17 protein-coding genes are annotated in these 21,858 nt (G+C 56.7%); 9 read left to right on the top strand and 8 right to left on the bottom strand.

Annotated elements, in window-relative coordinates; genetic code table 11:
* Positions 1–219 precede the first annotated feature (219 nt).
* A complete protein-coding gene (locus HII27_RS17860; RefSeq protein WP_035893246.1) occupies positions 220–426 on the top strand; it encodes a DUF1107 domain-containing protein in 207 nt (68 codons plus the stop codon).
* Positions 427–496: 70 nt separating this feature from the next.
* Here the strand turns inward: HII27_RS17860 and HII27_RS17865 are convergent, their stop codons facing one another.
* The 6 genes from HII27_RS17865 to HII27_RS17890 form a co-directional block, all read right to left on the bottom strand.
* Positions 497–1,840 (bottom strand): hemolysin family protein, encoded by a 1,344-nt coding sequence (locus HII27_RS17865; protein WP_185669125.1) that lies wholly within the window; start codon positions 1,838–1,840, stop codon positions 497–499.
* Between the two features lie 275 nt (positions 1,841–2,115).
* Entirely contained in the window at positions 2,116–3,660 is a 1,545-nt protein-coding gene (locus HII27_RS17870) for an MFS transporter (RefSeq protein ID WP_185669126.1), read from the bottom strand.
* A 91-nt stretch (positions 3,661–3,751) separates the two neighbouring features.
* Positions 3,752–4,771: a Gfo/Idh/MocA family protein gene (locus tag HII27_RS17875; protein ID WP_185669127.1), complete on the bottom strand. Its 1,020-nt coding sequence runs from the start codon at positions 4,769–4,771 to the stop codon at positions 3,752–3,754.
* 12 nt (positions 4,772–4,783) lie between these two features.
* Positions 4,784–5,851, bottom strand: coding sequence for a Gfo/Idh/MocA family protein (locus HII27_RS17880; RefSeq protein ID WP_185669128.1), 1,068 nt, complete (start codon positions 5,849–5,851; stop codon positions 4,784–4,786).
* A 2-nt stretch (positions 5,852–5,853) separates the two neighbouring features.
* Positions 5,854–7,032, bottom strand: a complete 1,179-nt coding sequence (locus tag HII27_RS17885; RefSeq protein WP_185669129.1) for a Gfo/Idh/MocA family protein — start codon at positions 7,030–7,032, stop codon at positions 5,854–5,856.
* 19 nt (positions 7,033–7,051) lie between these two features.
* Complete coding sequence (locus HII27_RS17890; RefSeq protein WP_185669130.1) at positions 7,052–8,206, bottom strand: Gfo/Idh/MocA family protein; 1,155 nt, start codon at positions 8,204–8,206, stop codon at positions 7,052–7,054.
* A 191-nt stretch (positions 8,207–8,397) separates the two neighbouring features.
* Between HII27_RS17890 and HII27_RS17895 the strand changes: the two genes are divergently transcribed.
* On the top strand, positions 8,398–9,456 hold the full coding sequence (locus HII27_RS17895; RefSeq protein ID WP_185669131.1) for a LacI family DNA-binding transcriptional regulator: 1,059 nt from the start codon (positions 8,398–8,400) through the stop codon (positions 9,454–9,456).
* On the opposite strand, the gene msrA is transcribed toward HII27_RS17895, so the two are convergent.
* Positions 9,453–10,097 carry a peptide-methionine (S)-S-oxide reductase MsrA gene (gene msrA / locus HII27_RS17900; RefSeq protein WP_185669132.1) on the bottom strand — a complete coding sequence of 215 codons (645 nt, stop codon included), beginning with the start codon at positions 10,095–10,097 and terminating at the stop codon, positions 9,453–9,455. The two genes, HII27_RS17895 and msrA, sit on opposite strands and share 4 nt — an antisense overlap.
* Before the next feature lie 269 nt (positions 10,098–10,366).
* Here msrA and tamA point away from each other — a divergent pair, with 269 nt between their 5' ends.
* The 3 genes from tamA to HII27_RS17915 are packed head-to-tail and all read left to right on the top strand — an operon-like array spanning position 10,367 to position 16,220.
* Positions 10,367–12,100 carry an autotransporter assembly complex protein TamA gene (gene tamA / locus HII27_RS17905; RefSeq protein ID WP_185669133.1) on the top strand — a complete coding sequence of 578 codons (1,734 nt, stop codon included), beginning with the start codon at positions 10,367–10,369 and terminating at the stop codon, positions 12,098–12,100.
* Complete coding sequence (tamB, locus tag HII27_RS17910) at positions 12,097–15,873, top strand: autotransporter assembly complex protein TamB (RefSeq protein ID WP_185669134.1); 3,777 nt, start codon at positions 12,097–12,099, stop codon at positions 15,871–15,873. The genes tamA and tamB overlap by 4 nt, the downstream gene beginning before the upstream one ends.
* A 2-nt stretch (positions 15,874–15,875) precedes the next feature.
* Positions 15,876–16,220 (top strand): gamma-glutamylcyclotransferase family protein, encoded by a 345-nt coding sequence (locus HII27_RS17915; RefSeq protein ID WP_035896263.1) that lies wholly within the window; start codon positions 15,876–15,878, stop codon positions 16,218–16,220.
* A gap of 112 nt (positions 16,221–16,332) precedes the next feature.
* Here HII27_RS17915 and ppa read toward each other — a convergent pair whose 3' ends face one another.
* Positions 16,333–16,860 (bottom strand): inorganic diphosphatase, encoded by a 528-nt coding sequence (gene ppa / locus HII27_RS17920; protein ID WP_005134479.1) that lies wholly within the window; start codon positions 16,858–16,860, stop codon positions 16,333–16,335.
* Between the two features lie 402 nt (positions 16,861–17,262).
* Between ppa and ytfQ the strand changes: the two genes are divergently transcribed.
* From ytfQ to yjfF, 4 genes are all read left to right on the top strand, one after another.
* Positions 17,263–18,219 (top strand): galactofuranose ABC transporter, galactofuranose-binding protein YtfQ, encoded by a 957-nt coding sequence (ytfQ, locus tag HII27_RS17925; protein WP_123651118.1) that lies wholly within the window; start codon positions 17,263–17,265, stop codon positions 18,217–18,219.
* 106 nt (positions 18,220–18,325) lie between these two features.
* Positions 18,326–19,828 (top strand): galactofuranose ABC transporter, ATP-binding protein YtfR, encoded by a 1,503-nt coding sequence (ytfR, locus tag HII27_RS17930; protein ID WP_185669135.1) that lies wholly within the window; start codon positions 18,326–18,328, stop codon positions 19,826–19,828.
* A 10-nt stretch (positions 19,829–19,838) separates the two neighbouring features.
* Positions 19,839–20,864 carry a galactofuranose ABC transporter, ATP-binding protein YtfT gene (gene ytfT / locus HII27_RS17935; RefSeq protein ID WP_185669136.1) on the top strand — a complete coding sequence of 342 codons (1,026 nt, stop codon included), beginning with the start codon at positions 19,839–19,841 and terminating at the stop codon, positions 20,862–20,864.
* Positions 20,851–21,852 (top strand): galactofuranose ABC transporter, permease protein YjfF, encoded by a 1,002-nt coding sequence (yjfF, locus tag HII27_RS17940; RefSeq protein WP_185669137.1) that lies wholly within the window; start codon positions 20,851–20,853, stop codon positions 21,850–21,852. Before ytfT ends, yjfF begins: the two co-directional genes overlap by 14 nt.
* Positions 21,853–21,858: the final 6 nt, after the last annotated feature.

The following is a 21,858-nucleotide window of genomic DNA, read 5'->3' on the forward strand; positions in this document are numbered from 1 at the left end:
GAGGAACGCACACAATCTCACGAAATCGAAGGCTTATACTGTGTTCGTCGTATAGCTGAAAAGAAAGTTCTGAATTATTGTAATAAAAAGGTAAATAAGGTCCTCTAAGATAGAGGACCTCTGTTGTTATGGACTATAGTTAACAAGTACTTCACTTTGCGCCCCGGAGCGTTGAGCCAAATGTGGACAACAAGGGCGTAGTACTTGCAGGAGATTAGAATGAAAATTTTCCAACGCTACAACCCGTTTCAGGTAGCCAAATACGTTAAGACCCTGTTCCGTGGACGGTTGTACATCAAGGACGTTGGCGCTTTTGAATTTGATAAGGGCAAAATTCTTATCCCAAAAGTCAGAGACATTCAGCACCTTTCTGTGATGTCTGAAGTTAACCGCCACGTGTTACGCCTACAGACAGACATGGCGTAATCAGAACACGATGCGGCAGAATTAAAAACGGCTCCCAATGGGAGCCGTTGATGTTTCTGGCACTCGCGTTTTATGCGGTGCGCTGTTCGCTTTCAATGATATCGGCCTGTTTCGGCACCAGCACCGTCGGCTTGTTATCAATGCGCGTCACCAGCAGCTGGTCGATGCGGTAGTTATCAATATCCACTACCTCGAACTTGTAGCCGGAGAACTTCACCGCATCGGTGCGTTTCGGGATTTTGCGCAGCATAAACATCATGAAGCCGCCGATGGTTTCGTAGTTGTCCGACTGCGGGAAATCGTCGATATCCAGCACGCGCATCACGTCATCAATTGGCGTACCGCCATCAATCAGCCAGGAGTTTTCGTCACGGGCGACGATCTGCTCTTCAAGCCCCTGGCCGACCAGGTCGCCCATCAGCGTGGTCATCACGTCGTTAAGGGTGATGATCCCCACGACCAGCGCGTATTCGTTCATGATAACCGCGAAGTCTTCGCCGGCGGTTTTGAAGCTTTCCAGCGCTTCAGAGAGGGTGAGGGTGTCCGGCACGATCAGCGTATTGCGGATCTGCACGCCGCTGTTCAGCGCCATGCTCTGGTTAGCCAGCACGCGGTTCAGCAGGTCTTTAGAGTCGACGTAGCCAATGATGTGGTCAATGTCTTCGTTACACACCAGGAACTTGGAGTGCGGGTGTTCGGCGACTTTGTTTTTCAGACTCTGTTCGTCTTCGTGCAGATCGAACCAGATAACGTTTTCGCGCGGGGTCATCGACGACGGCACGGTACGAGATTCCAGCTCGAACACGTTTTCAATCAGCTCGTGCTCCTGCTTACGCAGTACGCCAGCCAGCGCACCGGCTTCCACCACCGCGTAGATATCGTCGGAAGTAATGTCATCTTTACGCACCATCGGCAGCTTGAAGATGCGGAAGATGATGTTGGCCATGCCGTTGAAGAACCACACCAGCGGCCGGAAGACCGCCAGGCAGAAGCGCATCGGGTTGATGATACGCAGAGCCACGGCTTCAGGCGCAATCATACCGATGCGTTTCGGGGTTAAATCCGCGAACAGGATAAACATCCCGGTCACCAGCGAGAAGGAGAGAATAAAGCTCAACTGCTCGGAGAGTTCCGCTGACATATATTGGGAGAACAAGGAGTTGAACGCGGGGGAGAAAGCTGCGTCGCCGACGATACCGCCGAGAATGGCAACGGCGTTAAGGCCGATTTGCACCACGGTAAAGAACATACCGGGGTTTTCCTGCATTTTTATAACACGTAGGGCGTTGGTATTGCCTTCATCAGAAAGCAGTTTCAGTTTGATCTTGCGTGATGCCGCAAGTGAGATCTCAGAGATTGAGAAGAACGCACTTACAGCGATCAGACAGAGTATGATTAATATACTGTTTAACATATCTTATCCAGCCCGTCGGGCCAGATCCTCGGAAGGGGAAGTTTATAAATCCGTGTGGAATACACATTGAAAACCGCCCCGTAGGTGATGGGGCGACAATTTCAGCGGTTAGTATAGCGTAAAGCACTGTAAAGCCGCCAGAGGTCACATTTTATGTGATTGAGGTTGGGGGACTTGAACGGTAGGCCGGATAAGGCTTTGACGCCACCATCCGGCGATATACGCGGGTTTTGCCGGATGGCGCTTTGCTTATCCGGCCTACGGTGTGACTGAGATTATCCGCTGGTCGCGAGCGATTTACCTTTCTCGTGCCCTTGCTGCTTTGCGTCCCACACCTCGTTATAGCCATACCCCGTCAGCGCCATAATCACCTCGCGCGTCTCCTGGTCGCAGTCCTCCGCATTCCCCCCTAACTTCCGTCGCGCCACCTCTTTGATCAGCAGGCTGTGCGTCTTTTGCGTCAGCTTAAAGCGGTAAGTCATGTAGAAGCTGATGGCCAGCATCCCGGCGGTGGCGAACACCATCAGGCCGATGATGGCGTGCAGGGCGCTGGCAGGCTGTGCGCCGCCGCCTTTCACGAAGCCGCTCTCTTCCAGCACGATGCCAATCAGCATAATCGCCAGCGCCACGGTGCTTTTACGCGTTAGTACCATCACGCCTGCGAAGATCCCTTCACGGCGCTGGCGGGTGACAATTTCATCGACGTCAGGAATAAAGCTATAGATGTTCCAGGGAATGTAATATAGCCCGGCCTTCGCCAGCCCCAGCAGCACAAACACGGCGGAAAACAGCAGCGTCGGTACCTGCAAATTACCGATATAAACGATAAACAGAAACGCCAGCACCACCATGATGCTGCCGTACGAGAGCCTCAGCGCTGCCGAAGGCGTGAGGTTAAATTTATTCATCAGCATCATAAAGCCGAAGGTGCCGGGAATCGAAACAAAAGCGGCAATGCTTAATAGCCCGGAAACCATTTCGGTATCGTGATGCAAGGCGTAAACCACGTAATAGGTGAATACCGAACCAAAAATATCCATCGCGGTAAATGAGCAGATGTAAATGATAATATGCTGGCGAAATATTCTGATTTTGAATGAGGAAATAAGATCGATAACCAGATACTTTAAATGGTTTAAAAGACCACTGCTGCGGTGATTATCCGGCTGAAATTCATACTCTTCGCGAACATCTTTCGCTTCCCAGGTACAAGCCCAGGTGGTAAATACGGCGATGCAATAAATGGTCGCAAAAACAATCCCGGTTAACGTGTAGGTTAATGAATTATCTTTTCCGGTGTACTGCATAATAATACCCGGTACGGATACCGCCAGGAAACCGCCAAGGGCAGAGCACATCATGCGCACGCCAGAGAGACGCGTACGCTCGCTGAAGCGGTTGGTCATTTCGGCGGACAGGGTTTCCCACGGCACCAGAACCATCGCGGAAAGCAGTTCAATAGAGAGGTAGGTACCCAGGTAGTACCAGTAGTTCATGTCGGTAATCCACACCAGCGCGTAGAGAAACATCAGCGGGGAGCTTATCAACAGGAAGAAGCGGCGACGGCCAAATCTGCGGCCAAGCCAGGTATTACCAAAGTTATCCGTGATATAGCCCATTACCGGACTTAAAATCGCATCAATAATACGAGCAATGGCAAATATTGACCCGGCTTCTAAAACGCTCAGGCCACAATAGGTGGTGTAAAAGAATAAAAGCCAGGTTCCTATAACGGCAAATGCGCCGCCGCCAAATAAATCTGTTACGCCGTAGCCGATAGCGGTGCCATAGCCAACGCGGCGTTCGGTTGGTTTAACCATAATATTATTATTCCTGTACTGGTAGGGTGTCAGTGCAGAGTTACCCCTGCACCTTATATTATTGACAGCAGGAAAAATCGGATGACGATCGCTAGTTTATATTCACCCATTTCCTCAATAGTGACGAGTGGTAAATAGCATTAACCATCTGTAATGATTTGGCCGCCTCAGCAATATCGCAGAAGTCTGCAGAGGCGGGATCGTTTAATGCCTGATAAAAGTGGAGAATGGCCAGTCGGTGGCCGATTCCCCAGTAGCTTTTGCCGATGCCATCGGGCGCGGCATCGCTGGCAAGCTGCGTACGTTTGTCGTCGCTGAACTGCCACAACACGTTGTCCGTCAGGCGCAGCATTCCCCGTTCAAACTCCAGTTCCAGCAGCAGCGGCGAGTCGCTGATATGACTGTTGCTGGCGTAAAACAGCCCGCGTGCGCCGCTGTGAAAGCGCAGGGTGACCATCGCGCTATCTTCCGTTTCAATCTCGTCGGCAAGCCAGGCACTGTCGACGACCCCCTTCAGGCTCTTGATCCCCTCGCCAAACCATTGCATCAAATCCAGTGTGTGAATCGCCTGATTAATCAACAAGCTGCCGCCTTCGGTGGCAAAGCTACCGCGCCACGGGCTGGCGGCATAGTACTCCCCGGAGCGCGACCAGGTGAGCACCGCTTTGATGGCACGCAGGCTGCCCAACGTACCGTCGGTGATACAGCGCTGAATGGCTAAGCTGGTGGGGTTCAGGCGGTTCTGGTAGCAGACGCCCACGCGACGCTGGTGGCGCGTCGCTGCCGCCTGAATCTCGTTGACCTCCTGCGGGTTCATCACTACCGGTTTTTCGCAGAAAACCTGTTTCCCTGCCGCCAGCGCGGCAAGGATCATCGGTTTATGCAGGTAGTGCGGCGTGCAGATATGCACCACGTCAATGGCGTCATCCAGCAGCATCTCGCGATAGTCCTGATAAAAATGACAGCCATAATCGGCCGCAAGCTCGCTTCCTTTGGCGCTATCAATATCAACAATCGCGCGCAGGACAACGCCCGGCACATGGCGCAGCGCGTCTACGTGGCAGGTATGGATGGCGCCGCAGCCGATAATGGCCGCATGACGTGTTTTCATTTCGGCCTCCTGTTATTCCACCGCGTTCGCCAGCATTTGCGCCTTCACGCAAAGCTCGGCCGCTTTAAAGGTGTGCGCCTGGGTCATGGCGTTTTCGGTGCGGTTCAGGCAGTCCCGAATCAGCTCGCCGAAATAAGGGAAACCTACTTTGCCCGCCACCGGATAGCGGAACTCGCCCTCTTTGTTGACCAGATAAACCACGTCCTGCTCGCCGTGAGTGATATCGACGTACTTACGGATTTCGATATAACCCTCGGTGCCGAGCAGCGTTAAGCGGCCATCGCCCCAACTGGTGAGGCCATCCGGCGTGAACCAGTCGCAGCGGAAGTAGCCGGTGGCGCCGTTGTCGCCCGCCAGCATGGCATCGCCGAAATCTTCAAATTGCGGATACTGCGGATGGTTCACGTTGCGAACCTGGCTTGCCACGATGCGCGCATCGCTGTTGCCGGTATAAAACAGGAACTGCTCAATCTGGTGACTACCGATGTCACACAGAATGCCGCCGAAGAATTCTTTTTCGTAGAACCAGTCCGGGCGACCGGTGCCTTCACGGTGTGGGCCGACGCCCAGCGTCTGCATCACGCGGCCAATCGCGCCCTCGGCAACCAACTGCCCGGCAAAGACCGCGCTTTCCACGTGCAGGCGCTCGCTGTAGTACACCGCGTATTTACGCCCGGTTTCTGCCACTTTGCGCTTCGCGGCTTCAAGCTGCGCCAGCGTGGTCAGCGGGGCTTTATCGGTGAAGTAGTCTTTCCCAGCGTCCATCACCTTCAGCCCCAGCGCACAGCGCTCGGACGGAATCGCCGCTCCGGCAACGAGCTGGACGTTGCTGTCGTTTAAAATCGTTTCCAGCGTCGGCGCAACCTGCGCCTGCGGGTACTGCTGCACAAACTTATCAACCTTTGCCGGGTCCGGATCATAAACCCATTTCAGCGTCGCACCGGCTTCAATCAGACCGTTACACATCCCGTAGATATGGCCGTGGTCTAACGCCGCCGCCGCAATAATAAACTCGCCCTCGCCAACAACCGGCTGTGGTTTGCCCACCGGGGCGTAGTTCATACCGTCTTTGATGCTCATGTTTATGCTCCTTTGTCCAGATCTTTACCCAACGGGATCGCGCCCACTTCGCTGAAGTTTTCGACCGATGCCGCCTTCTCGTAGAAGTGTGGGGCGAGGGAAACCAGGCCGCCGGTTTTATACCAGGGCTCATCCGGGCTGACGGGCAGCGTCACGACGCGCCCGGTAATGGAAGATTGATAGATGGCGGTAATCAGCTTGAGCGAGCGTTTACCCTGTACGCCGTCAATCAGCGGTTCACCATGCTGTTCCACCGCGTTCAGCAGGTCGTTAATCTGCCCGGTGTGCAGCGTGTATGTGAGCTTTGGCGTATTGCGAAAGAGTGAGTCCAGCCGCGCTTCCAGCTCGTCGTTATGCTGCTCCTGCGGGAAGCCGTTATCGGCGGAGACGCTGGCCCACACGTCCCACGGGGCGGAGATACGCGCTTTGTCGCCCTGAATCACGATTTTCTGGTCTTCACCGTGATGTACCACCGAGGCGGTCAACTGTGTCAGCGCGCCGCTGCTGTAGCGGAAGATGGCGGCGGAAAGGTCTTCCACTTCAGCGTTATCGTGGGCAACGTTGGTCATCATCGCCACCACTTCCGTTGGGAAGCCCAGCATCCACTGAATGGCGTCGATATGGTGCACCGCATGGTTCAGGGTGCAGCCGCCGCCCTCTTTTTCCCAGGTACCGCGCCACCACAGGTCGTAGTAGCAGTGACCGCGCCACCAGAACGAGTCCACCTGCGCGTGGCAGATTTTCCCCAGCTCGCCGGAGTCCACCACCTGCTTTAAGCGCCAGAAGGCGTCGGTGAAGCGGTTCTGGGCGATGATCGAGAGGATTTTGCCGCTGGCGCGCTGGGCGGCGATCATCGCGTCGCACTCTTCCAGCGACGCCGCCATTGGCTTCTCGCACAGTACGTGTTTACCGGCGTTTAGGGCATCGATGCTGATTTCCGCATGCACGTACGGCGGGGTGCAGACATCGACAATATCGACCTCAAGGCCAGACTCCAGCAGCGCCTGATGGCTGCTGAACACCGTAGCGTCCGTCAGCTCGTAGCGCGCTTTCTTCTCCTGCGCTTTTTCCGGGTAGATATCGACCAGCGCGACTATCTGACAGCGGTCGGCAAATTCCTGATATCCCTGAATATGGTTGTGGGAGATGTTCCCGGTTCCCACTATCGCAATGCGTAACATGTGTCTCTCCTGAGGCGGATTACCAGGTGCCGGAGGCATCCAGCGTTTTACTTTCGACCTGTTTTTCAACGGAGGTGGCAATGCGCTCATCCAGCAGCTTTTTGAACAGCGCCTCGTCAAACGGCAGATTGACCCAGTCGTCGGTCCAGGTGGAAAGGTGCATAGCATTAGAGAGCGTCAGGCCGCGGATGCCGTCGGTGCCGGGGGCAATCAGCGGTTTACCGTGCAGTACGGCATCGCAGAAGTTGGCGGTGACTACGTGGTGCTCGCTGCTCTCAGGCGGAGTCGGGATAATGACCTCCCAGCACTCCGGCTCGCCAAAGCCGTTCTGCCAGCGGGCGTTGAATTCCGGTTCGGACTCGCGTAGACGCCAGAAGCGCAGGCGACCTTCTTCCACCACCACTTTGCCGCGATCGCCGGTGATTTCCAGACGGTTGGTGCCCGGCGCTTCTGCGGTGGTGGTAATAAAGACCCCGGTTGCGCCGTTGGCGTACTCGGCATAGGCGGTGACGTCGTTTTCCACTTCAATATCGCGGTGTTTGCCGAACTGGCAGAACGCGCGCATGCGCACCGGCATACCGACCAGCCACTGCCAGAGGTCGAGCTGATGCGGGTCTTGATTCAGCAGCACGCCGCCGCCTTCGCCCTTCCAGGTGGCGCGCCAGCCGCCGGAGTTGTAGTAACTCTGGGAGCGATACCAGTTGGTAATTATCCAGTTGGAGCGGCGCAGTTCGCCCAGTTCGCCGCTGTCGATCAGATCTTTCACTTTCTGATACAGCGGGTTAGGGCGCTGGTTGAACATCATGCCGAACACCACGTTGCAGCCGCGGGCGTATTCGTTCATTTCGCGCACCTGGGCGGTGTAGACTCCGGCCGGTTTCTCGCAAAGGGTATGGATACCGTGGCGCATGGCCATCATCGACAGGCCAGGATGGTCGTAGTGCGGGGTGGAGACGATAACCGCGTCGATCAGCCCGCTTTTCAGCATGGTTTCGGCATCGTCGAATAGCGTAATGCCGTCGCCAACAAGCTGGCGAATAGCCGGATGCTTGCTGAGATCGTTATCGCACACTGCCGTCAGGCAGGCCTCTTTCACCGTACCTGCCATCAGGTAACGGGCGTGAAGGGTACCAATGTTACCCACGCCGATAATGCCAAAACGCACCTTATCCATGTTGCACCTTAACCGTGATAGGAATGACTGAAGTCTGAAAATAGGGAAGGCGGGGAAAGCGGACAAACGGAATTTGTGAGAATGCTCGCAGGCCGGGCAGGAATCTGCGCGGGAAACTGAAAATGGGTTTTAAAATCAGCAAACTGCATCTGCAAAAATTTGCAAAATATGATTGCGAGCGAGGTCACACAATGCCAGGCAAGCTAAAAATGGATGAAATTGCCGCCCAAACCGGTTACTCCATCAGCACCGTTTCCCGGGTGCTGAGCGGCAAATCCTATACCAGCGAAAAGGCGCGGGAGGCGATAGTGAAATGCGCCCGCCAGTTGGGCGTGCTGGACTCGCTGGCCAATGGAAGGCTGCTGATTAATGGTATTGCCGTGTTTGCGCCAGAGCGCACATTCCAGGGACGGGGCGATAGCTTTTATCTGGAAGTCACCAAAGGGATTGCTGAAGCCAGCGCACCGCATGATGTCTGGATCAGCCACTGTGCGCTGGAAGAACAGCATGCAGACGTGAAATTATTCCTCGAAAAAGCCAGCCAGAAGAGCATCAATGCCGTGGTCATCATCGGTACGGATGACCCCACGATTCTCAAACTGGCCAGCACGCTGAATAAGCCCTGTGTGCTGATTAACTCGATTGACCGGGAAATGGCGCTGGATTGCGTCTCGCCTGACCACCGGGCTATCGGCTTTACCGCGATGCGCTATCTCTTTGAACAAGGGCATCGGCGCGTGCTAACGATGACCTGCCTGCGCAGGGAGACGCTCTATGCTCGGCTGGATGGGATTAAAGAGGCCTATCGCTATCACCACGTGCCTTTCAACCCCCAGCACGACCTGCTGGTCACCGAGTGGTTCACGGCGGAAGAAGCGGAGCGGGCGCTGGATACGTGGCTGACGACGCACGATCGCACCCTGTGGCCGGATGTTATTTTCCCCAATAGTACGAGCATGACCGATGGGGCAATGAAGGCGTTGCAGCGTCATGGGCTGCGCGTGCCCGAGGATATCTCTCTTATCACCACCGATTTTACGTGGAATCTGGAAAATAGCCTGATCACGCCGGTGACCGGTATTCGCGTTCCGTGCCGCGATCTCGGCATTGAGGCTGTGCATCTGCTGCAAACCCGGCTTAACCGGCCGCAGGCACCGGTTTATAACCTTTTACTGCAGGGGAAAGTCATGGACTACGGGACAGTGGCGAACGCCACGCGCCATGCGGCGCGCGTGGCATTAGACGGTTAACCCTGTAGCTGTGGCGGCAGGCACACGCCAATACCTCCGATGCCGCAGTAGCCGTGCGGATTTTTGTACAGGTACTGCTGATGCTCATCCTCGGCATAGTAGAACGGCTTCGCGTTGGCGATTTCGGTGGTGATGGTGCGTGCATCGCCCGAGAGGCGCATCGCCTCCTGGAACTGTTTGAGGCTGGCATGCGCCTCCTGTTCTTGCTCCGGCGTGACCGGGTAAATTGCCGAACGGTACTGCGTACCCTGATCGTTGCCCTGTCTCATCCCCTGCGCCGGGTCATGGTTCTCCCAGAACACTTTCAGCAGCTCGCCATAACTGACGACAGTCGGGTCATACACCACGCGTACGGCTTCGGCGTGCCCGGTCTGGCCGCTGCACACTTCGCGGTAGGTTGGATTTGGCGTATAGCCGCCGGTGTAACCCGCTGCGGTGCTGTAAACCCTAGGGATCTGCCAGTACAGACGTTCGACGCCCCAGAAGCAGCCCATGGCGAATAAGGCGACCTCCATCCCCTCCGGAACGTGCGTCATTGAGTGTTCTGTCACAACATTGAGCGTGGCGACCGGCATCGGCGTATTTCTTCCGGGTAATGCATCCGATTGAGATACAAGGTGTTTTTTATCAGCTAGACTCATGGGATAGGCCTCCGGTGTACGGTAATTTCCGTTAAGGTTGTAACCGGGCGTGTCTTTTAACACAATAAACACGCCGAATACGTCTAGATTTAAACATAAGAATAATTTGGGGTACTGTCTTTATTTCAACCCGACAAAGAGTGGGTTTTTTGCGCTGACGTTGAATACCGTGCGCCCTCAGAGCGCAGTCATGGTGAAAACGCAGTTGTGGCCGCGGAGCGGGCTTTCGTTTCCCGTTGGGGTGGGAACAAGGATATTCAGGAGAAAATGTGCGACAAATCCGCCAGTTATGTTTGGTGAGCTTGCTGCTGACCAGCGGTGTTGCCAGTGCAGCAAACGTCCGTCTGCAGGTTGAAGGGCTCACAGGCGAGCTACAAAAAAACGTGCGTGCGCAGCTTTCGACGATCGACAGCGATGAAGTCACCGCCGATCGTCGTTTTCGCGCGCGCGTCGATGATGCTATTCGTGAAGGGCTGAAGGCCCTCGGCTACTATGAGCCGACCATCGATTTCGAACTCAAGCCGCCGCCGGCCAAAGGCCGCCAGGTGCTGCTGGCAAAAGTCACGCCCGGTGAACCGGTGCTCATTGGCGGCACCGACGTTATCCTGCGCGGCGGCGCGCGGACCGACAGCGATTATCTGGCGCTGCTGAAAACCCGGCCGAAAATTGGATCCGTTCTGGATCACGGCGATTATGACCACTTTAAAAGCTCGCTAACCAGCGTGGCGCTTCGCAAAGGTTACTTTGATAGCGAATTTAAAAAGAGCCAGCTCGGCGTGTCGCTTGAGCGTCATCAGGCGTTCTGGGATATCGACTACGATAGCGGTGAACGCTATCGCTTTGGTGACGTCACCTTTGAAGGCTCGCAGATCCGCGAAGAGTATTTGCAGCATCTGGTGCCATTTAAAAAAGGCGATTATTACCAGTCCAGCGATCTCGCTGAACTGAACCGCCGCCTCTCTGCTACCGGTTGGTTTAACTCGGTGGTGGTGGCCCCTGAATTTGATAAATCCCGGGAAACGAAGGTGCTACCGCTGCATGGCGTTGTCTCGCCGCGCAGCGAAAACACCGTTGAACTGGGTGGCGGCTACTCCACCGACGTGGGGCCGCGGGTGAAAGCCTCGTGGCGAAAACCGTGGGTTAACTCCTACGGCCACAGCCTGACGACCAGCGTCAGCGTCTCCGCGCCAGAACAGCAGTTGGATTTCAGCTACAAAATGCCGCTGCTGAAGAACCCGCTGGAGCAGTATTACCTGGTGCAGGGCGGTTTCAAAAGTACCGACCTTAACGACACCAAAGCGGACTCCACCACGCTTGCCGTCTCGCGCTTCTGGGATCTGTCGAGCGGCTGGCAGCGCGCTATCAACCTGCGCTGGAGCCTCGACCACTTTACCCAGGCCGATGTCACCAACACCACCATGCTGTTCTACCCTGGCGTCTCCATCAGCCGTACCCGCTCGCGCGGCGGCCTGATGCCAACCTGGGGTGACTCACAGCGTTACTCCATCGACTACTCCAACACCGCCTGGGGTTCGGACGTCGACTTCTCGGTGATTCAGGCACAAAACGTCTGGATCCGTACGCTCTATGACCGCCATCGCTTCGTGATGCGCGGCAATCTGGGCTGGATTGAAACCGGCGACTTCGACCGCGTACCGCCGGACCTGCGCTTCTTCGCCGGTGGCGACCGCAGTATTCGCGGCTATAAGTACAAATCGATCGCCCCGCGTGACGGTAACGGCAAGCTGATCGGTGCTTCCAAACTGGCTACCGGCTCGCTGGAGTATCAGTACAACGTGACCGGGAAGTGGTGGGGCGCGGTGTTTGTTGACGGCGGTGAAGCGGTCAGTGATATCCGCCAGAGCGACTGGAAAAAAGGCGCGGGCGTCGGCGTACGCTGGCAGTCGCCGGTTGGGCCTATTAAGCTCGATTTCGCCGTTCCGGTGGGCGACAAAGATGAACATGGATTGCAGTTTTATATCGGACTGGGGCCTGAACTATGACGTTATGGAAGAAGATAAGCCTCGGTGTGCTGATTTTTCTCGTACTGCTGGTGGGGATCGTTGGGTTTCTGGTCGGCACGACGACAGGGTTACATCTGCTGTTTAACGCGGCAAACCGCTGGGTACCGGGGCTGGAAATTGGCAAAGTGACCGGCGGCTGGCGCGATCTGACGCTGAAAAATGTCCGCTACACCCAGCCGGGCGTAGCGGTAGATGCCGGAGAATTCCACCTGGCGGTGGATCTCAACTGCCTGTGGCATAGCAGCGTGTGCGTGAACGATATTGCGCTCAGCAACATTAACGTGGCTATCGACAGCAGTAAAATGCCGCCCGCCGCGCCGGTGAAAGAGGAGGACAGCGGCCCGCTGAACCTCTCCACGCCGTACCCGATTACCCTCAAGCGGTTCGCGCTTAACAGCGTCAATATCAAGATTGATGACACCACGGTGTCGGTGATGGATTTTACCAGCGGACTGACATGGCAGGATAAAAACCTGACCCTAACGCCAACCACGCTGCAAGGGCTGCTGATTGCCCTGCCGAAGGTCGCTGACGTGGCGCAAAAAGAGGTGGTTGAACCGAAGATCGACAACCCGCAGCCGCAGGAAAAACCGCTCGGCGAGACCATGACCGAGCTGTTCTCCAAACCGGTGCTGCCGGAGATGACCGATGTTCATCTGCCGCTGAACCTGAATATTGAGTCCTTTAGCGGCGAGCAGTTGCGCATTACCGGCGACACTGACCTGACGGTCTACAAAATGCTGCTGAAGGTGAGCAGCATCGACGGCAATATGAAACTCGATGCGCTGGACGTTGACTCGAGTCAGGGCACAGTAAACGCCAGCGGGACCGCGCAGTTGATCAACGACTGGCCGGTAGACATCACGCTCAACAGTACGCTGAACATCGACCCGCTGAAGGGCGAGAAAGTGAAGCTGAAAGTGGGCGGCGAGGTGCGCAAACAGCTGGAGCTGGGCGTAAATTTGTCAGGCCCGGTGGATATGAGCCTCCGCGCCCAGACGCAGTTGGCGGAAGCCGGGCTGCCGTTCAACCTTGAGATCAACAGCAAACAGCTTTACTGGCCGTTTACCGGTGAGAAGCAGTATCAGGCCGACGATCTGAAGCTGAAGCTCGGCGGCAAGATGACCGACTATACGCTCTCATTCCGCACTGCGGTGAAAGGGCAGGGCGTGCCGCCAGCGGATATCACGATCGACGCGAAAGGTAACGAGCGGCAGGTGAGTCTCGATAAGCTCACCGTAGCGGCGCTGGAGGGAAAAACCGAACTGACCGCGCTGCTTGACTGGCAGCAGGCGATCAGCTGGCGCGGCGAACTGGCGCTCCGTGGCATCAATACCGCGAAGGTGGCGCCGGATTGGCCATCGAAGCTGGATGGTCTGATTAAAACTAACGGCAGTCTCTACGGCGGCACCTGGCAGATGAACGTCCCGGAGGTGAAAATCACCGGCAACGTGAAACAGAACAAGGTGAACGTCGATGGTTCGCTGCGCGGCAACAGCTACATGCAGTGGACCATTCCTGGGTTGCACGTGGCGCTGGGTAACAACACGGCCGACGTGAAGGGCGAGCTGGGGGTGAAAGACCTCAACCTGGATGCCAACATTGATGCGCCGAAGCTCGACAACATGCTGCCGGGCCTTGGCGGCACGGCGAAAGGGCTGGTGAAAATCCGCGGCACGGTGGAAGCACCGCAGCTGCTGGCGGATATCACCGCGCGCGGCCTACGCTGGCAGGCGCTGTCGATTGCTCAGGTGCGTGTGGATGGCGACGTTAATTCCACCGACCAGATTGCCGGTAACCTTGACGTGCGCGTAGAGCGCATCGTCCAGCCGGGGGTAAATATTGGCCTTGTGCATCTGGCAGCCAAAGGCAACGAGAAGCAGCACGCGTTGCAGCTGCAGATTCAGGGTGAACCGGTCTCCGGCCAATTAGCGCTATCGGGCAGCTTCGACCGCAAAGAAGAGCGCTGGAAGGGAGCACTCAGCAATACGCGCTTCCAGACCCCGGTTGGCCCGTGGTCCATCAACCGCGATATCGCGCTGGACTACCGCAATCTCGAACAGAAAATCAGCATCGGGCCGCACTGCTGGGTGAACCCGAACGCCGAGCTGTGCGTGCCGCAGACGATTGATGCCGGGGCGGCAGGCCACGCGATAGTGAACCTCAACCGCTTCGACTTAGCGATGCTCAAACCGTTTATGCCGGAAGCAACGCAGGCGAGCGGCGTGTTCAGCGGCAACGCCGATGTCACCTGGGACACCACCAAAGAGGGGTTGCCGCAGGGCAAAGTGACGCTCTCCGGGCGCAACGTGAAGGTCACGCAAATCGTCAACGATGCGCCGCTGCCGGTGGCTTTCGATACGCTGAATCTGAACGCCGACCTGCACAACAACCGCGCCGAGCTGGGCTGGCTTATCCGCCTGACCAACAACGGCCAACTGGACGGGCAGGTACAGGTCACCGACCCGCAAGGGCGGCGTAACCTGGGCGGTAACGTCAATATCCGTAACTTCTCGCTGGCGATGATTAACCCGATTTTCTCCCGTGGCGAAAAGGCGGACGGTAAGCTCAACGCGAACCTGCGTTTGGGGGGCAACGTGCAAAGCCCGCTGCTCTATGGGCAGATGCAGTTGAACGGTATCGACGTGGATGGCAACTTTATGCCGTTCGACATGCAGCCAAGTCAGATAACCATGAACTTCAACGGCGCGAGCTCAACGCTGCAGGGCGATATCCGTACCCAGCAGGGGCAAATTAGCCTGGACGGCGACGCGGACTGGCGGCAGATAGACAACTGGCGCGCGCGTATTGCCGCGAAAGGTAGCCGGGTTCGTATTACCGTGCCGCCGATGGTGCGCTTGGATGTGTCGCCGGACGTTGAATTTAAAGCCACGCCAAGCCTGTTCACGCTGGATGGTAACGTCGATATTCCATGGGCGCGTATTGTGGTGAAAGACGTGCCGGAAAGCGCCGTCGGTGTCTCCCGCGATGAAGTGATGCTCAACAGCAACCTTCAGCCGGAGAAAACGCAGTCCGCGTCGATCCCTATCAACAGCAACCTGAATATCCATGTCGGCAACAACGTCCGTCTGGATGCATTCGGCCTGAAGGCGCGCCTGACCGGTGACCTGAAGGTGGCGCAGGATAAACAGGGGCTGGGGCTGAACGGGCAGATCAATATTCCGGAAGGGCGCTTCCACGCTTACGGCCAGGATTTGATCGTGCGTAAAGGCGAACTGCTGTTCTCCGGCCCGCCGGATCAGCCGCTGCTGAATATCGAAGCCATTCGTAATCCAGACTCTACCGAAAATGATGTGATCGCCGGCGTTCGCGTCACTGGCTCAGCCGATCAGCCTAAGGCGGAAGTCTTCTCCGACCCGGCGATGTCGCAGCAGGAAGCGCTCTCCTACCTCGTGCGTGGGCAGGGGCTGGACAGCGGTCAGAGTGACAGTGCGGCCATGACATCTATGCTTATTGGTATGGGGGTTGCACAAAGTGGTCAGGTTGTGGGTAAAATCGGCGAGACGTTTGGCGTAAGTAATCTGGCTCTGGATACGCAAGGGGTGGGTGATTCCTCCCAGGTGGTGGTCAGTGGTTACGTATTGCCGGGTCTGCAGGTGAAATATGGCGTGGGGATCTTTGACTCTTTAGCGACGCTCACGTTACGCTATCGCCTGATGCCTAAGCTGTATCTGGAAGCGGTGTCTGGCGTAGACCAGGCGCTCGATTTGCTCTATCAGTTTGAGTTTTAGCAATGCGAATATTTGTGTACGGCAGTTTACGGCGCAAACAAGGTAACAGCCACTGGATGACCAACGCCCAGTGGCTGGGCGATCACAGCGTTTTCGATTATCAACTGTACAGCCTGGGCCACTATCCAGGCGCGGTGCCAGGTGAAGGCACGGTACACGGTGAGGTTTATCGGATCGACGCATCGACGCTGGCCGAACTGGATGCGCTGCGCACCAAAGCAGGTGAATATGCACGTCATCTCATCCAGACGCCCTATGGCAGTGCCTGGATGTACGTCTATCAGCGCCCGGTCGATGGGCTGAAGCTGATAGAAAGTGGAAACTGGTTGGACAAAGACCAGTATTGAATATGACAACGCCACCTTCGGGTGGCGTTGTTTTTTCGCCGTGCCGCCGGTTACCTGATGGCACAAACAAAAACACCGCCCGAAGGCGGTGTTTTGTCACGCTCGAAAAATATTATTTCTTCGCGCGCTCGAAGGAAGCAACGATTTCAGCTTTAGCCGCTTCAGCGTTGTCCCAACCGTCAACCTTAACCCATTTGCCCGCTTCGAGGTCTTTGTAGTGCTCGAAGAAGTGGGTGATCTGCGCTTTCAGCAGGTCTGGCAGGTCGTTCACATCTTTGATGTGATCGTATTCTTTGCTCAGCTTGGTGTGCGGTACCGCAACCAGCTTCGCATCTTCACCGGATTCGTCGGTCATTTTCAGCACGCCAACTGGACGGCAGCGAATGACGGAACCTGGCTCCAGTGGGTATGGCGTTGGGACCAGAACGTCTACCGGGTCACCGTCCAGAGACAGGGTGTGGTTGATGTAACCGTAGTTGCACGGATAGAACATCGCGGTGGACATGAAACGGTCAACGAACAGCGCGCCGCTCTCTTTGTCGACTTCGTATTTGATAGGATCTGCGTTAGCCGGGATTTCGATGACTACGTAGATATCTTCCGGCAGATCTTTACCCGCAGGGACGTTGAGTAAGCTCATGTCTGTTTCCTTTAGAATGTATGGCAAACTAGTGCCCGGTATTATAGCCAACTCGCTGGGAAAGTCTTGACCTGTTTTACGCCTCTCCCCCTGGAACCCGGCCTTTTCAGTGCCTTCTTACGGCAGAAAAATCCATAAACGTAGCCGCATCATGAATAAAATCATGAAACCGTTTACAACACGGTAAAAAATGGCCGCGTCGTGGTCAAAAAAAACACAAAAACGATAGCCATCAATGGGTGCGCGACACCTACTCCTTCCTGAACTCTGATGTTCGCTGCTAATTAACAAATAATTTACTTTTTTGAATTGTGATGTAACGCATTCCGTTACATATCCCATTGTCTATAGTTTTCCCGCAGATGAATATTTGACCAACAATAACCCTACGAGGATAACTCTATGTGGAAGCGCTTACTTCTTGTCACAGCAGTTTCCGCAGCCATGTCGTCTATGGTCATGGCTGCTCCTTTAACGGTGGGATTTTCGCAGGTCGGATCTGAATCCGGCTGGCGCGCGGCGGAAACCAACGTCGCGAAGCAGGAAGCGGAGAAACGCGGTATCACCCTGAAGATTGCCGACGGGCAACAAAAACAGGAAAACCAGATTAAAGCGGTTCGCTCGTTTATCGCTCAGGGCGTCGACGCCATCTTTATCGCCCCGGTGGTCGCCACCGGCTGGGAACCGGTGCTGAAGGAAGCCAAAGAGGCCAAAATCCCGGTCTTCCTGCTCGACCGCTCCATTGATGTCAAAGACAAATCCCTCTACATGACTACGGTGACCGCCAACAACGTGCTGGAAGGCCAGCTGATTGGCGAGTGGCTGATTAAGACCGTCGACGGCAAGCCGTGTAACGTCGTCGAGCTGCAGGGCACCGTCGGCGCGAGCGTGGCGATTGACCGTAAGAAAGGCTTCGCCGATGCGATTTCGAAAGCCTCCAACATCAAGATTATCCGCTCTCAGTCCGGTGACTTTACCCGTAGTAAGGGTAAAGAGGTGATGGAGAGCTTTATCAAGGCGGAGAACAACGGCAAGAACATCTGCATGGTTTACGCCCATAACGACGACATGGTGATCGGCGCTATTCAGGCCATCAAAGAGGCCGGGCTGAAGCCGGGCAAAGATATCCTGACCGGCTCTATTGACGGCGTGCCGGATATCTACAAAGCGATGATTGCCGGTGAAGCCAACGCCAGCGTCGAGTTGACCCCGAATATGGCTGGCCCGGCGTTTGATGCGCTGGAGAAATTCAAGAAAGACGGCACCATGCCGGAAAAAGTGACGCTGACCAAGTCCACGCTGTATCTGCCGGATACGGCGAAAGAGGAGTTAGAGAAGAAGAAAAATATGGGCTATTAAGCGAGTTGTACCCTCACCCCAACCCTCTCCCTGAAAGGGAGAGGGAGCTGAGCGGTGCGGGCTGCAAGTCAGGCACAATGTATTGGGTGAGGGGGGAGAGCACACAATGACCACTGAAACCAACCCGGAAATCCTCCGCACCGAGGGGCTCTGCCAGTACTTCCCCGGCGTCAAAGCGCTGGATAACGTCAACTTCAGCCTGCGGCGCGGTGAAATTATGGCGCTGCTCGGTGAAAACGGTGCGGGGAAATCGACGCTTATCAAGGCGCTGACCGGCGTCTACCACGCCAACAGCGGCAGCATCTGGCTGGAAGGCCAGCAAATTAACCCGAAAAATACCGCCCATGCCCAACAGCTGGGGATTGGCACCGTCTACCAGGAAGTGAACCTGCTGCCGAACATGTCGGTGGCGGACAACCTGTTTATTGGCCGTGAACCCAAACGCTTTGGCTTTATCCAGCGCAAAGAGATGGAAAAGCGCGCCACCGCGCTGATGGCCTCCTACGGCTTTTCCCTCGACGTGCGCGAACCGCTAAACCGCTTTTCCGTGGCGATGCAGCAGATTGTCGCCATCTGCCGGGCCATCGATCTCTCGGCAAAAGTGCTGATCCTCGATGAACCGACCGCCAGTCTCGATACCAAAGAAGTGGAGATGCTTTTCACCCTGATGCGCCAGCTGCGCGATCGCGGCGTCAGCCTGATCTTCGTCACCCACTTCCTCGATCAGGTCTATACGGTCAGCGATCGGATCACCGTGCTGCGCAACGGATCGTTCGTTGGCTGTCGGGAAACCCGCGAGCTGCCGCAGATTGAGCTGGTCAAAATGATGCTTGGCCGCGAGCTGGAGCATCAGGCGCTACAGCGCGCTGGGCGCACGCTGCTCAGCGACAAGCCGATCGCCTCGTTTGAGGGCTACGGCAAAAAAGGCACCATCGCGCCGTTCGATCTGCACGTTCGCCCCGGCGAGATCGTCGGCCTGGCGGGGCTGCTGGGATCGGGGCGTACCGAAACCGCCGAGGTGATCTTCGGCATCCATCCTGCCGACAGCGGCCAGGCAACGATCAAAGGCAAACCGCAAACCCTACGATCGCCGCATCAGGCCTCCTGTCTGGGCATCGGCTTCTGCCCTGAAGATCGTAAAACCGACGGCATTATTGCCGCCGCCTCGGTGCGGGAAAATATTATCCTCGCCCTGCAGGCCCAGCGCGGCTGGCTGCGGCCGATTCCGCGCAAAGAGCAGAACGACATTGCCGAACGCTTTATCCGCCAGCTGGCAATCCGCACTCCCAGCGCCGAGCAGCCGGTAGAGTTTCTCTCCGGCGGCAACCAGCAGAAGGTGCTGCTCTCCCGCTGGCTGCTGACGCGTCCCCAGTTCCTGATCCTCGACGAACCGACCCGTGGGATCGACGTGGGCGCCCACGCAGAGATCATTCGCCTGATCGAAACCCTCTGCGCCGATGGCCTGGCGTTGCTGGTGATTTCGTCCGAGCTGGAAGAGCTGGTGGGCTACGCCGACCGGGTGATCATCATGCGCGATCGCCAACAGGTAGCGGAGATCCCGCTCGATAAGCTTTCCGTTCCCGCCATCATGAACGCTATTGCGGCCTAAGGAGTACACCGTGATGCCTCGATCCGTTCCTCAACCCGGCCAGCCCGCGCGACGTTTTCGCTGGCCGCCGGGCATGCCGCAGATTACGGCGCTGATTCTGGTGCTGCTGGTGGATAGCCTTGTCGCGCCGCACTTTTTCCAGATAACGCTGCAGGATGGCCGCCTGTTCGGCAGCCCGATTGATATCCTCAACCGCGCCGCCCCCGTGGCGCTACTGGCGATTGGTATGACGCTGGTGATTGCCACCGGCGGCATCGATCTTTCCGTGGGCGCGGTGATGGCGATTGCCGGGGCCACCGCCGCCTCAATGACCGTGGCCGGGCACAGCCTGCCGGTGGTGCTGTTGGCGGCGCTGGGTTCCGGCGTGCTGGCGGGGCTGTGGAACGGCATCCTGGTTGCCATCCTCAAGATACAGCCCTTTGTGGCAACGCTCATCCTGATGGTGGCCGGACGCGGCGTGGCGCAGCTGATCACTTCCGGGCAGATCGTCACCTTCGACTCGCCGTCGCTGGCGTGGATCGGCAGCGGTAAGTTTCTGCTGTTCCCGACGCCGGTGATTATCGCGCTGGTGACGCTGGTCCTCTTCTGGCTGCTGGCGCGTAAAACGGCCCTCGGCATGTTTATTGAAGCGGTGGGGATCAACATCCGCGCGGCGAAAAACGCCGGGGTAAACACCCGCATCGTGGTGATGCTGGCTTACGTGCTGAGCGGTGTCTGCGCCGCCATTGCCGGCACCATTGTGGCGGCGGACATTCGCGGAGCCGATGCCAACAACGCCGGGCTGTGGCTGGAGCTGGATGCCATTCTGGCGGTGGTGATTGGCGGCGGCTCGCTGATGGGCGGGCGCTTTAACCTGCTGCTGTCGGTGGTCGGCGCGCTGATTATTCAGGGCATGAACACCGGCATTTTACTCTCCGGTTTCCCGCCCGAGCTTAACCAGGTGGTGAAGGCGGTGGTGGTGATGTGCGTGCTGATCGTCCAGTCGCCGCGCTTTATTCAGATGCTGAAGAGGGTTCGCCGCGATGATAAAACGTAATTTACCGCTGATGATCACCCTGGGCGTGTTCATCCTCGGCTATCTCTACTGCCTGACCCAGTTTCCCGGTTTTGCGTCTACGCGGGTGATTTGCAACATTCTGACCGACAACGCCTTTCTGGGCATCGTGGCGGTAGGGATGACCTTTGTGATCCTCTCCGGCGGTATCGATCTCTCCGTCGGCTCGGTGATCGCCTTTACCGGCGTGTTCTTAGCCAAGGCCATTGGCGTATGGGGGCTGTCGCCGCTGGTAGCCTTCCCGCTGGTGCTGGTGATGGGCTGCGCCTTCGGGGCGTTTATGGGCTGGCTGATTGATGCGCTGAAGATCCCGGCGTTTATCATCACTCTTGCCGGAATGTTCTTTTTGCGCGGCGTCAGCTATCTGGTCTCCGAAGAGTCGATTCCTATCGATCATCCGCTCTATGACACTCTCTCCGGGCTGGCGTGGACCATTCCCGGCGGCGGTCGCCTGAGCGCGATGGGGCTGCTGATGCTGCTGGTGGTGATTCTGGGGATCTTCCTGGCTCACCGTACCCGCTTTGGCAATCAGGTGTACGCCATCGGCGGCAGCGCCACCTCAGCGAATCTGATGGGGATTCCGACCCGCAGCACCATCGTGCGCATCTATATGCTGTCGACGGGGCTGGCGACGCTTGCCGGTATCGTCTTCTCCATCTATACCCAGGCAGGCTACGCGCTGGCAGGCGTCGGGGTAGAACTGGATGCCATTGCCTCGGTGGTGATTGGCGGAACGCTGCTGAGCGGCGGGGTGGGTACGGTGCTCGGCACGCTGTTCGGTGTCGGCATTCAGGGGCTGATTCAGACCTATATCAACTTTGACGGCACGCTCAGCTCCTGGTGGACGAAGATCGCCATCGGCATTTTGCTGTTTATTTTCATTGCGCTCCAGCGTGCGCTGACGGTGCTGTGGGAGAACCGCCAGAATGCGGCGGTGACTCGCGTTAGCGCGGCAGTAACAAAGGACTAACACACT

Origin of the sequence: Kluyvera sichuanensis (assembly GCF_014218705.1) — a bacterium.
Classification (GTDB): domain Bacteria; phylum Pseudomonadota; class Gammaproteobacteria; order Enterobacterales; family Enterobacteriaceae; genus Kluyvera; species Kluyvera sichuanensis.